This window comes from Paenibacillus xylanilyticus (assembly GCF_013359935.1).
Lineage (GTDB): Bacteria > Bacillota > Bacilli > Paenibacillales > Paenibacillaceae > Paenibacillus > Paenibacillus xylanilyticus.
In genome coordinates, this window is the sequence record NZ_JABMCB010000206.1 from 159961 (window position 1) to 174035 (window position 14075).

At 45.1% G+C, this 14075-nt stretch carries 14 protein-coding genes; 10 read left to right on the forward strand and 4 right to left on the reverse strand.

Going from position 1 to position 14075, the window contains the following annotated elements:
• Nucleotides 1–131 precede the first annotated feature (131 nt).
• Complete coding sequence (gene mnmM, locus HP552_RS32605; protein WP_175399483.1) at nt 132–716, reverse strand: tRNA 5-(aminomethyl)-2-thiouridylate-methyltransferase MnmM; 585 nt, start codon at nt 714–716, stop codon at nt 132–134.
• A 1-nt stretch (nt 717) separates the two neighbouring features.
• Entirely contained in the window at nt 718–1671 is a 954-nt protein-coding gene (mnmL, locus tag HP552_RS32610) for a tRNA modification radical SAM protein MnmL/YtqA (protein WP_175399484.1), read from the reverse strand.
• Nucleotides 1672–1975: 304 nt separating this feature from the next.
• Here mnmL and HP552_RS32615 point away from each other — a divergent pair, with 304 nt between their 5' ends.
• Nucleotides 1976–2176 (forward strand): hypothetical protein, encoded by a 201-nt coding sequence (locus tag HP552_RS32615; protein ID WP_175399485.1) that lies wholly within the window; start codon nt 1976–1978, stop codon nt 2174–2176.
• 151 nt (nt 2177–2327) lie between these two features.
• Nucleotides 2328–3077, forward strand: coding sequence for a tRNA (guanosine(46)-N7)-methyltransferase TrmB (gene trmB / locus HP552_RS32620; protein WP_175399486.1), 750 nt, complete (start codon nt 2328–2330; stop codon nt 3075–3077).
• Between the two features lie 323 nt (nt 3078–3400).
• On the opposite strand, the gene HP552_RS32625 is transcribed toward trmB, so the two are convergent.
• Both HP552_RS32625 and HP552_RS32630 read right to left on the reverse strand, forming a co-directional pair.
• Complete coding sequence (locus HP552_RS32625; protein ID WP_175399487.1) at nt 3401–4543, reverse strand: MGDG synthase family glycosyltransferase; 1143 nt, start codon at nt 4541–4543, stop codon at nt 3401–3403.
• A gap of 50 nt (nt 4544–4593) precedes the next feature.
• Complete coding sequence (locus tag HP552_RS32630; RefSeq protein WP_175399488.1) at nt 4594–5121, reverse strand: phosphatase PAP2 family protein; 528 nt, start codon at nt 5119–5121, stop codon at nt 4594–4596.
• Nucleotides 5122–5820: 699 nt separating this feature from the next.
• On the opposite strand from HP552_RS32630, the gene HP552_RS32635 reads away from it, so the two are divergent.
• The 8 genes from HP552_RS32635 (at nt 5821) to HP552_RS32670 (ending at nt 14045) form a co-directional block, all read left to right on the forward strand.
• Nucleotides 5821–7059: a glycosyltransferase family 2 protein gene (locus HP552_RS32635; protein WP_175399489.1), complete on the forward strand. Its 1239-nt coding sequence runs from the start codon at nt 5821–5823 to the stop codon at nt 7057–7059.
• 309 nt (nt 7060–7368) lie between these two features.
• Nucleotides 7369–7863 (forward strand): translation initiation factor IF-3, encoded by a 495-nt coding sequence (infC, locus tag HP552_RS32640; protein ID WP_110821116.1) that lies wholly within the window; start codon nt 7369–7371, stop codon nt 7861–7863.
• A gap of 24 nt (nt 7864–7887) precedes the next feature.
• A complete protein-coding gene (gene rpmI, locus HP552_RS32645) occupies nt 7888–8091 on the forward strand; it encodes a 50S ribosomal protein L35 (RefSeq protein ID WP_017689665.1) in 204 nt (67 codons plus the stop codon).
• A 90-nt stretch (nt 8092–8181) separates the two neighbouring features.
• Entirely contained in the window at nt 8182–8541 is a 360-nt protein-coding gene (gene rplT, locus HP552_RS32650) for a 50S ribosomal protein L20 (RefSeq protein ID WP_095288335.1), read from the forward strand.
• A gap of 556 nt (nt 8542–9097) precedes the next feature.
• A complete protein-coding gene (locus HP552_RS32655; RefSeq protein ID WP_175399490.1) occupies nt 9098–10138 on the forward strand; it encodes a BMP family lipoprotein in 1041 nt (346 codons plus the stop codon).
• A 333-nt stretch (nt 10139–10471) separates the two neighbouring features.
• Nucleotides 10472–12010 (forward strand): ABC transporter ATP-binding protein, encoded by a 1539-nt coding sequence (locus HP552_RS32660; RefSeq protein ID WP_175399491.1) that lies wholly within the window; start codon nt 10472–10474, stop codon nt 12008–12010.
• Complete coding sequence (locus HP552_RS32665; RefSeq protein WP_095359125.1) at nt 12003–13082, forward strand: ABC transporter permease; 1080 nt, start codon at nt 12003–12005, stop codon at nt 13080–13082. Before HP552_RS32660 ends, HP552_RS32665 begins: the two co-directional genes overlap by 8 nt.
• A complete protein-coding gene (locus HP552_RS32670; protein WP_175399492.1) occupies nt 13083–14045 on the forward strand; it encodes an ABC transporter permease in 963 nt (320 codons plus the stop codon). It begins immediately after the preceding gene.
• Nucleotides 14046–14075 lie beyond the last annotated feature (30 nt).

The window sequence follows — 14075 nt, forward strand, 5'->3', positions numbered from 1 at the left end:
CAGCAGCCAAATATGTAAAGCACGCATCGTCATAGTAAACGAGCCAAGGTTAGAGCTTGGCCCATATTCATGCACAGCGATGTCGTGCTATTTAATGTGTTTATTTTATGGCATTTGGAGAGTAAAGGAAATTACTTTTTCTCAATACCAATCAGAAATGGAGAGGTTGCGCGCTGCAGCTGGCGGTACATCACAACTTGTGCCTGGTCTACAGGCAAAGCCGAACACCAGGCCAGTACTGCATCTGCCTCCTGTGCACCACCCTCATGGCCCGGATACAATACAGCTGTAATTATGCCGCGTGGTCGCAATAGGCCCAGTGCTGCTTCCAATGCCCCAATCGTGCTGTCCGTTAGAGTAATAACAGAAGCATCCGCACCTTCGGCGGGCAGGTATCCCAAGTTGAACATGACTGCGCCCACTTGGCCCTGCCATTGCTCGGGAACAGCTTCAGCCATGCGGTCATGGCTTAACTCCATTAGGGAGATGGAACCGAGCTTCGTACCGTCTTCCTGTTTGCGAATTCGGGCTTGTGCCAGAGTCAGCGCTTGACTTTGAATATCGAAGCCGATCACCTGGCCGCGTTTGCCAACTTGCTGGGCCAAAAAAAGTGTATCCGCACCAGTCCCTACTGTGGCATCGATCGCATAATCCCCAGGCTGCAAACGGGAGGATACCCATTGTTGGGCACAGCTTAGAACAGAAAGAAATCCCATTTTATGCTCCCCTCCAATATTTACCCTGCCATGAATCGCGTAATCGCAGTTCCCGGTCAATGGAATTCAGCACTTCCCACTTTTTCATGGACCACATGGGACCAATCAGCAAATCACGCGGAGCATCCCCAGTAAGGCGGTGCACAATCATGTCCGGTGGAAGCATCTCCAGCGTATCGACAATCAGTTTAATGTACTCGTCCTGTTCCAGGAAACGAAGAAGTCCGGCTTCATATTGTTTAACCATTGGCGTTTTGCGCATCAGATGAAGTAGATGAATCTTAATGCCCTGCACGTCCATATTGGCTACAGCACGTCCTGTATCCAGCATCATTTCATGCGTTTCTTGAGGCAAGCCATAAATGATATGCGTACAAACGCGAATATTCCGTTTCCTCAGCTTCTCAACCGCTTCTTCATAACATTTGGTATCGTGCGCACGGTTAATGAGCGTCGAAGTGGACTCGTGAATGGTTTGAAGCCCCATTTCAACCCACAGGTATGTACGCTCATTCAGTTCGGCCAAGTAATCGACAACATCATCTGGCAAACAATCCGGCCTTGTGGCAATGGAGAGACCAACGACGCCAGGCTGCTGTAAAATGACTTCAAAATACTCACGCAGTTCTTCAACAGGAGCGTATGTGTTCGTGTAGGCCTGAAAGTAACCGATGTATTGGGCCGTTGGCCACTTCAGATGCTGTTTATCTCTAATTGTATTAAATTGAGTGACCAGATCATCCCGTCTGCTGCCGGCAAAATCGCCTGATCCCCGGGCGCTGCAGAAGGTACATCCGCCTTTGGCAATCGAACCGTCACGGTTCGGACAGGTAAATCCCGCGTCAAGCATAACCTTGAACACTTTATTGTTAAACTCGTTTCGCATCTCATAATTCCAGGTATGGAATCGTTTATCTCCCCAGGAAAGAGGAGTTTGTATTGCAGGTGCATTCATCTTCAAGGTGCTCCTTTGGCTGCCGCATTCCTTCTTGGAAGTGACATGTGTTTATCTATTCACGTGATAGAACGGATCCTCAAATCCGTGTCTCCATGGACTTTATCCATTGTATCAAAAAACTCAAAAAAAGGGGAATTCGAACGCAAAAATAGACTGTAAAATCAAGGTTTTCCCCTTGCTAAAGTTTACACCTTGTGTTATATTTAACTTAACGTCAGACAGCATCCAATGGGTACTACTCATCATAGCATTTGAATCAAAATTGACGTCATGGACCATACTATACCGTGAGGTGATATGAATGAATTCCCAAGTTAAAAACAGTAATCTTCATCATGTTTCAGTAGAACTGACGGCAGAAGAGGCACTGGCCTTGACAGGTGTTCGTTTCAATGGCAATCCAAAAGTGGAAGCGGCTGCAAGACAAAAAGTCCGCAATGCTTTCGAAAAGACATTTGATTTTTCACACCAAGATAAGGTAGACTATGAACTATTAAAGTAGTTGGACCCCAATTCCAAATAAATCGAAGAGGGAATCTTTGAGATTTGCCCCAAGTGGCAGATCCGAAGATTCCTTTTTCATTGCTCTTTACAATTGGCCGGTTCTTCGGCAAAATGAGTCTGAGACAAGTATGGACAAACGGAGGAATAAAATGCGTTTACGTGGCAGAAAAGGGATTCGGGAAAATCTGGAGGAGCAAGTGGATCTCGTTGTTCTGGATCCCAAACAGTTCAAGGGGAAATGGTCTGAACTGTTTGGCAATGACCACCCGATCTTTGTTGAATTTGGCATGGGTAAAGGTCAATTTATCAGCCAAATGAGTTATAAATATCCGCAATACAATTTTATCGGCATTGATATGTATGATGAACTGGTGCGCCGGGCAAGTGAAAAGGCTCGTAATGCGTGGAGTCAGGCCGATGTGGAAACCCCGCCCAATGTGAAGCTTGTACTGGCGAACATTGAACAGATCGAGGATGTATTTGAAACGGGAGAGCTGGAACGAATTTATTTGAACTTCAGTGATCCATGGCCAAAAGCCAAGCATGCACGCCGACGTTTGACGCATCTGCGTTTTTTGAAGAAATACACGGAATTGCTTAACAGCAAGGGACAAATTCATTTCAAAACCGATTCGGAGACATTGTTCGAGTTCTCACTTAACGCAATTGCCGACTTTGGTCTGCAAATGACCAATCTGTCCCTCAACCTTCACCGTGATGGATTGAATGAAGAGCATGTCATGACCGAATACGAGCAAAAATTCATGGGTAAAGGCATGAACATCCATCGTGTGGAAGTGATCGTAGGCGAAGAAGCGCTGCGTGAGTATCAGCAAATGCGTCTGGACAAGTATAAAGTACGTGAAGCTTCGGATGAATCCGGAGACGATCAGGAGTAAAAATGTACAAGCGACACAGTGAGGAAGGATTCGTCTGCCTCGTGTGTCGCTTTATTTGTTCGTAATTCGTGTGATAAAAAATGGATATGCTGCTGTCTCATTGACAATGTCAGTATAGATTTGTTTGGCTACGCACGTTTTGCCTGTCTTCGGGCAATCAATGAGCTGCCGTTCTGTACTTCGTATTCGAAGTCGGCAGGCATTACAGTAATTTGTATTTTATTGCATCCATAAAGACCAAAAAAAGGCACCTTCGATTGAAGGCACCTTTTTTTCTATGCATATGTGCACACGGCTTGTTTGTCGCAGTCCATTCATGGCAATCAGGCCTGATCCGGCTGAAATGGCCTCAGATCCAGAAGATCGATGATGCTTTGTGCACTTTCCATCGGACGATATTTGGCGATCTGTGCCAAATGGCGTTTGCGTTTGCGAACGATGTCGGGATATTTATGTACCAATTTGTTCATCCATTTGACCACAACATCAAGGGAAGTAATCGGCTCTCCCAGTCCTCTGGCTGTAAAGTATTGAACATTCTCTTCTTCCTGACCCGGAATGGGATTATGGAACAACATCGGAATGCCTTTGGCAAGACCTTCGGTGCAGGTCATTCCACCGGGCTTAGTGATAAGCAGATCGGATACTTCCATTAATTTGTCCACTTCTTTGGTGTAACCGATAATGTGAATGTTTTCCTTCCGATATTGCGTATTCTGTTCCATGCTGATCCGGATTTTGTCATTCCGTCCGAGACAGAAAATGATCTGAATATCATTGTGCCATCTAGTCAGAAGCTTATTAACAACTTCGTCACTTAGCATTCCCCAGCCGCCGCCCATAACAAGAACGGTGGGCATATCTTTCAGGTTGAACTTGTTGCGAATCTCATCCCGGCCCGGATGTTCCCAGAAGTTGGGATGAACCGGGATGCCTGTAACTCGTATTTTGTCTGCGGAAACTCCGCGAAGCATTAGTTTGGACTTTACCTCATCTGTAGATACCAGATACAGGTCCACTTCGGGACTGATCCATGTGCCATGAGCGTCATAATCTGTAATGACAGTGCAGAGCGGCACTTGAACCCCCAGACGCTTCAATCTGGATATGACGGCACTCGGAATCGGGTGTGTGCATACAATGGCATTTGGACGCAGCTGCCGTACGATGCTGCGTGTATGAGTGTAAAACAGCTTGTGCAGCGCCAGTGTAGTCAATCGGTTTAATGACTTTTTATATTGATGCCTGTATACGTATCCTACAAGTTTGGGTTGGTTGATTACCGTTTTTTTGTATGCCGTAATAATGAGTGGTGCAACTCTGGGATTCAGAAAACTTCCGAGCTCAAGCACTTTGGTTTGTACTTCCGGAGAGAGCTTTCTCAAACTGCTGGACAGTGCATAGGCAGCTTGCGTATGACCTGCTCCAAAGCCTTCGGATAGTAGTAATACTCGTTTTTTTTCCACGCTTGCTTCACCTGTTCCTGCTAGGTTTTCCTTAGTCTAACATATCCGCTTTAAGTCCATAATGCAACTGTTGCAAGTGCGACTAAAGTACCGATTGTAGCCCCTGCGAGCACATCCGAAGGATAGTGCAATCCCAGATAAATTCGGGAGAATCCGACAATCAGCGCAACCGGCAGCAGCAGCATCAGCAAATAAGGTTCCATAGCCATAAACGGTACGGTTACTGAGAAGACAGCGGTTGTATGACCTGAAGGAAATGAGTGGTCCGTCAGGGGATTGCGGAATGTAATCGTATCCGGCATGGCCAGATAAGGCCGGATGCGGGGATACAGCCTTTTGGCAATCGCCACGGGAATATGGCTGACAGCCAGTGCGATGCAGGCCTGAAGACCCGTCGTATTCCAAGGAGCTGGAGCGAGCAGCCATACCAATAAGGATACAGCAATAGAAAAGGTTGCTCCGCCCAGATGGGTGAGATAATACAGCCAAAAATTCATAAATCGATTATGAAGTCGACCATTAATCCACATAAACACGTTGCGATCATACTCTTGAAACTTAACGAATAAACGGCTCATGTTGGCCTCCTGCCAGTCAGGCCGCCCGAATTGGCGGCAGTATTTCCGGTATGTTTCCTGTGTCCGGTGTTGTCCTGATTACTATATAACCGTTTTTCGTGAAGTTCAGGTTATTTCAGGTATATGTTTATCATATTTTTAAATGTTGTCCTTTTCAAGAAGAAGACATGTGAACAACGTAAAATTCATGTTAAAGAGTGGTTAATCATCCAACTTAACTTTTTGACTCGGACGAGCTAAAAAAGATACAATGATTCAACATGGCTGAAATGAGGTTAAAAAAATGTGAGTTTTATATTGAACTTTTTGGTGCCTGTTTGCGTTATTTAGGTAAAGCCTCTGGTTGGACAGTACTGGGTAATGAAAAAAGCAGGGACTTTAGAAATAAAAATCAAGCAAACGGCTGAAAATAAGATATAACAGGCATGAATGCGAGGGTGCAGTATCACGAAGTGCCAATTCAGCGTTTAATGTTCACATTTCTGCTTCAGGAAGTGAAATTGCGGTTTTGACAAATGGCTGAAAAGCATCCAAAATCGATAAAGCAGCCAAATTGGTAGCAACCATGCTTGAAACACATGCGTAATTAACAAAAGACCAGGGTCATATTCTGCACATTACAAAAAAACAAAGATGCAGAATCAGGTAGAGAAACGCTAAAGTAAACAGGGTTTGAAAAAAAGGGGGTAACAGAGAACGATGTTGGACGCTATATTCGTCACGATGCAGGTCATATTGGCACTGCTAGCCGTGTACCAATTCACGTTTTCGCTGTTCGGTCTGTATAAGAAAAAGAAAAAGAAACATTATCCTGCGACAAAGTCATTCGCTGTACTCGTTGCAGCGCACAATGAAGAACAGGTCATTGGTGCGTTGATGGAAAACCTGAAACAACTCGATTATCCGGAAGATCTGTACGATGTATTTGTTATCTGCGATAACTGTACGGATGGTACGGCTCAGATCGTCAGAGAACATGGCTTGAATGCATGCGTGCGTACAAACGCCGACCTGAGAGGTAAAGGCTACGCGATTGAATGGATGCTTAAGTATCTGTGGAAATTGCCGCGTCAGTACGACGCCGTTGTGATGTTTGATGCCGATAACCTGGTTGATCGCAATTTCTTGCTTGAGATGAATAACGACTTGTGCAACGGTTCGCGTGTTATTCAAGGTTATATCGATACGAAAAATCCAGAGGATTCCTGGATTACTGCAGCTTATGGCGTATCGTACTGGTACATCAACCGTTTGTGGCAATTGTCCCGTCACAACCTGAACATGGCCAACTTCCTTGGCGGTACAGGTATGTGCTTTGAAACGAACTTGCTGAAGGAAATCGGCTGGGGCGCTACGAGCCTGGTTGAGGACTTGGAGTTTACGATGCGCAGTGTGCAGCGTAACGTATATCCCGTATTTAACTATGATGCAAAAGTATTCGATGAAAAGCCTTTGACATTCAAAGCTTCGGCCAGACAGCGTCTGCGCTGGATGCAAGGCCACTTTACGGTTGCGCGGAGATATTTCTTCCCGCTGCTGTGGCAAAGTATCAAGGAAAGAAGTTTGGTCAAATTTGACCTTGCAGTATATGGAGTGAACGTATACGTTGTATTGCTGACCTTCCTGATGACAGCTGTTATGTGGGTTGATACTGCCATATTCAGTGGTCCGCACATCGCCAACATCTACGGTTACTTCCCATTATGGGTAGGATTCGTTGCCATCGGTTTGAACATTCTCACGTTCCTGCTGTCGATGGCACTGGAGAAGGTCACTTTTGCGAAAGTGTATCTGTATCTGATTGTGTTCCCGATTTATCTGTTATCTTGGTATCCAATTACGTTCTATGCGTTCTTCACGCAGAACAACAAGCAATGGAGTCATACCCAGCATACGCGTGTTGTACGTTTGGATGAGGTGCAGAGCAAGCAGGGATAGAATGGTAAATGGCTAAGAAACCAATGTTTTTAAGGAAATTGTTTAAAAGGTGTTGACTATAGTCAACAATGATGGTATAGTATTCAAGTGCGTTAAATGAATAGTGATGGAATCACAAGCAGAAGTCCGACTTCTCACCTGACCAACATTCACGTTGGCTGGTCAACGATCCCAATAATTTATGAAGTGTATACTCATGAAGAATTGTGTTGATTACAGGGATGTCGGTAGCTTGACCGGCATCCCTTTTATTTTTGTTTAACAGTATTCAAAATGACCTGGAGGTGGACGGTTATTAGTAAAGATCACATGATTAATGATGAGATTCGGGCGAAGGAAGTACGCCTTGTCGGAGCTGAAGGAGAACAAATTGGGATCAAGCCCATTCGGGAAGCACTGCAAATGGCGATTGATCTGAACTTGGATCTGGTCAATGTGGCACCACAGGCTAAACCGCCGGTGTGCCGCATCATGGACTATGGCAAGTTCCGCTATGAGCAGCAAAAGAAAGACAAAGAAGCCCGTAAGAACCAGAAAATTGTTGACATTAAAGAAGTATGGTTCCGTTCCAATATTGAGGAGCACGATTATCAAACGAAGCTTCGTAATGTAGTTAAGTTTTTAAAAGAAGGCGACAAGGTTAAATGTTCTGTTCGTTATCGCGGACGTGAAATTGCGCATGCCGCCATTGGTCAACGGATTCTGGAGCGCGTTAAGGTGGAGGTTGCAGAACTCTGCACCATCGAACGTCAACCGAAACTGGAAGGCCGCAGTATGATCATGATTCTGGCTCCTAAAGCCTGATAACATTGAAGGAGGAAACACAAAATGCCTAAAATGAAAACACACAGCAGTTTGAAAGGACGCTTCAAAATTACCGGTTCCGGTAAAGTCCTTCGTTACAAAGCACACAAAAACCACTTGCTTTCCCACAAATCCAAACGTGCTAAGCGCGTTCTGAACGGTAACCCAGTAATGGCAGCCGGGGACGTAAGACGTTTGAAACAAGGTTTGGCTAACTTGAAAGGCTAAATTTAAAATTAGTACATTCCGTATGGGGGATCGGCTACGGCCGTACACATACCACGGATACATTTATATTTATTTGGGAGGTTCTTTAATATGGCAAGAGTAAAAGGCGGTTTTGTAGTACGTCGTCGTCATAAAAAGGTTTTGAAACTGGCTAGAGGTTATTTCGGTTCCAAACACCGCATTTTTAAAACAGCTAACGAGCAAGTAATGAAATCCCTGGTTTACGCATACCGTGACCGTCGCAACACAAAACGTAACTTCCGCAGACTGTGGATCGTTCGTATTAACGCAGCAGCACGTCAAAACGGTTTGTCTTACAACAAACTGATCCATGGATTGAAACTTGCTGGAGTGGACATGAACCGCAAAATGTTGGCTGATCTGGCCGTTAACGACATCAATGCGTTCAACTCTTTGGCTACTGTAGCTAAAGGCAAAATCAACGCTTAAATTGTATTATGCAAGCCGCCGTACCTTATGGCGGCTTTTTTCACGCCAGAAAGCGCCGGACGAATACAGTGTGGTCCGAGAGGACAAACTTAGATTGGATGCGGTTGACAGCTATCAGACCACTGGCAGATACATAAAAACCGAACGGTCATATAATGCAAATGAAAACTAGGAGTTACTGGTTATTGGTGATAATGATGGTATAATTTTGTTATATAACATCACATCGTTGTAACGTTAGTGTGTTAAACCGCTAAAATTTTAAGCGTTTTCAACAATAAAAGACTAAAAATATGTGATTTTTGGTCATGAAACATCTGGATTTTAACACTGGTTGAATGTATAATCACCTCTAGTAGGCAAGTCCTAAACATTTCTCTCCTAGTCATAATGTTCGGTTTTTCGGCTGATGATCCGGTAAAGTTAAGACGTGAATGTGCTCTTTATGTCGAAGAAACCATACATTCCGCTTGAAAATGATATCTGACATCTGTTCATCGTTCACTATCGACCTGGGTAGGAATTAGGTATATATCATTAAGGGGGAACAAGAGAAATGAAAAAGATGCTCAGCTTGTCTTTGGTCATGTTGCTGGCAGTTTCGGTAATGCTCGCAGGTTGCGGAAGCAAACCAAAGGAAGAAACAAATGCCGGAGGAACTACAGGTGGAGAATCCACTGAAGCAAAATCCGATTTGCAGATCGGTATGGTTACTGACGTAGGTGGCGTAAACGACAAATCCTTTAACCAATCCGCATGGGAAGCCCTGCAGGCAACTGAAACTGAAACAGGTACTGCTGTAAAATACCTGCAAAGTAAATCTGATGAAGAGTACATTCCTAACCTGAACGAGTTCGTTAAAGGCGGATATGACCTGACTTGGGGTATCGGTTTCCAATTGGCTGATGCAATCAAAACGGTTGCTGACCAAAACCCTGATTCCAAACTGGCGATCATCGACAGTGTCGTTGATTCTCCTAACGTTAAATCCGTAACATTTGCTGAAGAGCAAGGTTCCTTCTTGGTTGGCGTTGTTGCCGGTCTGACTACAAAAACGAACAAAATCGGTTTTGTTGGCGGAATGGACAGCCCACTGATCAAGAAATTTGAAGTTGGTTTCAGAGAAGGCGTTAAAGCAGTTAACCCTGACGCTGAGTTGATCTCCAACTATACAGGTGCATTCGACAAACCAGACCTTGGTAAAGCAGCAGCTGCTACAATCTACAACCAAGGCGCGGATATCATTTTCCACTCTTCCGGTGCTACAGGTAACGGCGTGTTCAACGAAGCTATTGCCCGTAAAAAACAAGGACAAGATGTTTGGGTAATCGGTGTGGACAAAGACCAATCCCTTGAGTTCGGTGACGATGTTACCCTGACTTCCATGATCAAAAAAGTTGACGAAGCAGTTAAGAAAGTAAACCAAGAAGTTATCGACGGCACATTTGCTGGCGGTTCCGAAAACCTGACTCTGAAAGAGAACGGTGTAGGTATTGCTGATACTTCTACAAAAAATGTTTCTGCTGACATCCTTGCTAAAGTAGACGAATACAAAGAAAAAATCATCAACGGCGAAATCAAAGTACCTACAGAGTAATTCGCCTGCGAATTGAATAATCACAGGGCCGGTCTTGACCGGCCTTATGATTGTCAGGATAGGAAAATTTGCTCAGGCCATCATAACATTTGTACGTTGTTTTATAAGATGCTTGTTGGAAACCTTCCAAATGCAGAATCAATGTTTTAGCAATATGCTCCGTAAGGAGCTTTTCTTAAGATTATGGAATTTATACGTTTCAGCTGAGCTGAATGGATTCGATAATCTCAAGAAAAATAACCGCAATCGCGGTCTTTTCCCTTGAACATACGTCGATAGGACGTTTTTCTTACGTTTACGGAACCACACTATATCAGTTATAAGGGTGATTACATGGGTGCAGCAACCCCCGTCGTTGAGTTAAAACAAATCACGAAGCGTTTTCCAGGCATTGTTGCCAACGACGCCATCAGCCTTCAGCTTCGTAAAGGCGAGATTCATGCCCTGCTGGGCGAAAACGGCGCTGGTAAGTCAACGTTGATGAATATTGTATTTGGTCTCTATCAGCCAGATGAAGGTTCCATTGAAGTGAATGGCAAGCCTGTCATGATCGACAGCCCTAACAAAGCAATCGAACTGGGTATCGGCATGGTGCATCAGCACTTTAAGCTTGTACAGCCGTTCACGGTAACAGAGAACATTATTTTGGGATCTGAACCAACGAAAGGTCTCAACATTAACTATAAAAAAGCGGCTGCCGAAGTGCAGCGTTTATCCGAGCAATACGGACTCAAAGTGAATCCGCATGCCAAAATTCATGATATTTCTGTCGGCATGCAGCAGCGCGTTGAAATTGTAAAAACGTTGTACCGCGGTGCTGACATCCTGATCTTTGATGAACCAACGGCTGTTTTGACTCCTCAGGAGATCAAGGAACTGATGGTCATCATGAAAAAGCTCGTCGCCGAAGGCAAATCCATCATTTTGATTACGCATAAGCTGAAAGAAATCATGGAGATCTCCGATACGGTCACCATTATTCGTCGCGGAAAAGTGATCGATTCTGTAAAGACGTCGGAAACGAATCCCAATGAGCTTGCCGAAAAAATGGTTGGGCGTAATGTTACGTTCAAGGTGGATAAAAAACCGGCTACACCTGGAGCCAACGTGCTTGAAGTCAGTAAACTGACTGCCAAGAACAAAGAAGGTATTTCCGTCCTGAATGAACTGAATCTGAATGTTCGTGCAGGTGAAATTTTGGGCATCGCGGGCGTTGATGGTAACGGGCAGAGTGAACTGATTGAAGCCCTGACCGGATTGCGTAAGGTAGATAGCGGATCAATCCGTCTGCAAGGGAAAGAATTGTCCAACCATTCGCCGCGTCATATTTCGGAATCGGGAGTAGGTCATATCCCGGAAGACAGACATAAACACGGATTGGTTCTGGATTTCTCTGTCAGTGAAAATATCGTTTTGGAATCTTATTATAAATCTCCTTACACGCGTAAAGGATTCCTTAATTTCGATGCGATTAAAAAGCAGGCAAAGCGTCTTGTTGAGGCGTTTGATGTGCGGACACCTAGCATTGAAACGAAAGCACGTTCTTTGTCAGGGGGTAACCAGCAGAAGGCAATCATTGCACGGGAAGTCGATAAGAACCCGGAACTGCTTATTGCGGCTCAGCCAACGCGTGGCTTGGACGTAGGTGCTATTGAGTTTGTCCAGAAACAGTTGATTGCTCAGCGTGATCAAGGAAAGGCGGTACTGCTCATTTCCTTCGAGCTCGATGAAATTATTAACGTTTCGGATCGGATTGCTGTCATTTATGAGGGCCAGATCGTCGGTGAGGTGCTGCCGGAAGAAACGAATGACAGGGAGCTCGGCTTGATGATGGCGGGCAGCACCCAAAAGAGAGGTACTGTACATGAGTAAAGTATTGAAATGGTTTACCCGTGATTCCTTTATTCTGCCTATTGTTGCGATCCTTATGGGATTGATCTTGGGCGGTATCGTCATGCTAATTGGAGGATACAACCCCATTGAAGCGTATGGCGCACTGTTTAAAAAGGTCTTTGGTGACATGTACAACTTCGGAGAAGCCGTACGTGAGATGACGCCGCTCATCATGACCGGTCTTGCGTTTGCTTTTGCGTCCCGTGCGGGACTGTTTAATATCGGTGGGGAAGGACAATTTCTCGTTGGTATGACAGCAGCTACATTTGTGGGGGTTAAATTCGCAGGTCTTCCGATCTATATTCATGCTCCACTGGCACTGATTGCTGGTGCAGTATTCGGTGGTCTGTGGGCAGCGATTGCGGGTTATTTGAAGGCCGCTCGCGGAGTGAACGAAGTTATCAGCAGTATTATGCTGAACTGGATCGGTCTGTATTTGGCTAACCTGATTGTACGCCAGTTTTTGCTGCTTCAAGGGGAGAACCGTTCAGTCGATATCAGTGAATCAGCTTCTATCAGTTTGACTTGGTTATCCGAACTCATGGGCAATTCCCGTGTTCACATGGGAACATTGATCGCCCTGGTTATGGCTGTGCTCTTTTATATCTACATGTGGAAAACCAAGCAAGGATATGAAATCCGTGCTGTAGGTTACAACCCGAATGCGGCTGAGTATGCAGGTATGCATGTCAATCGTAATATCGTAAAAGCTATGTTTATCAGTGGTATGCTTGCAGGTCTTGGTGGAGCTTTCCAGGTGCTTGGCGTATTCCAGTACCAGACAGTAATGTCGGGATCTCCAGGAACAGGTTTTGACGGCATTGCCGTTGCCTTGATTGGTTTGAACCATCCGTTTGGTGTGCTCCTGGGAGCGTTGTTGTTTGGTACGCTTACCTATGGATCTGCTGGTATGAGTTTTGCTGCGGACGTACCGCCGGAGATTATTCGGATTGTAATTGGATCGATTATCTTCTTCATTGCGGCACAAGGCATCGTGCGCTGGGTACTTAAACCGTTCTATTCCAAGCGCAAGAAAGAGAAGGTGTTGTAGATGGACTTGTTGACAATTGGGCAAATTATCAATACGACGCTTGTCTTTGCTACCGCATTGATTTTTGCTTCCCTTGGCGGGATATTCTCAGAGAAATCCGGTGTAACTAACCTGGGACTCGAAGGTTTTATGGTCTTCGGTGCATTTGCAGCCGGGATCGGGGCGCACTATGCCCAAGAAGCAGGTATGGGTGGTACAACATCTGCCTGGATGGGTGTTTTGGTTGCTGTGGCATTGGGCGTGCTGGTATCTCTTATTCACGCCGTTGCGTCGATTACGTTTAAGGCAGACCAGATTATCAGTGGTATTGTTATCAACTTCCTGGCAGCAGGAAGTACGCTATATTTGGTTAAATTGCTGTTCGAAGGTTCAGGAGACTCGCCTTTGGTACAGGGCTTCAGCAAATTTGATGTGCCGCTCCTGAAGGATATTCCTTTGCTCGGAGAAGCGTTGTTTAAGAACGTCTACCCAACAACATATTTGGCGATTATTCTAGTGTTCCTGACGTATTATGTACTCTTCAAAACGCCATTTGGACTTCGTCTGCGTTCTGTGGGTGAACACCCGAGTGCAGCCGATACTGTAGGTGTGAAGGTTCGTCGCTATCGCTATGTTGGCGTAATGATCAGTGGTGCACTTGCGGCTATTGGTGGTGCTGCTATCACACTGACAACAACAGGCACGTTTTCACATAATACGGTTTCCGGTCAAGGATACATTGCAATTGCGGCCATGATATTTGGTAAATGGAATCCAATCGGAGCTTTCGGTGCTGCTGTATTCTTTGGATTTTCACAAGCGATCCGAAATTATGTGCAGTTGTTCGAGTGGTCTCAAAGTATTCCCCAGGAAATTATTTATATGCTGCCATATCTTCTCACGATTATCGTGCTTATCGCGGCAGTCGGGCGTTCTTCTGCTCCGTCTGCACTCGGCGAACCATACGATCCGGGGAAAAGGTAAGACAAGCAATCGATTAAATTTTTTAACAAG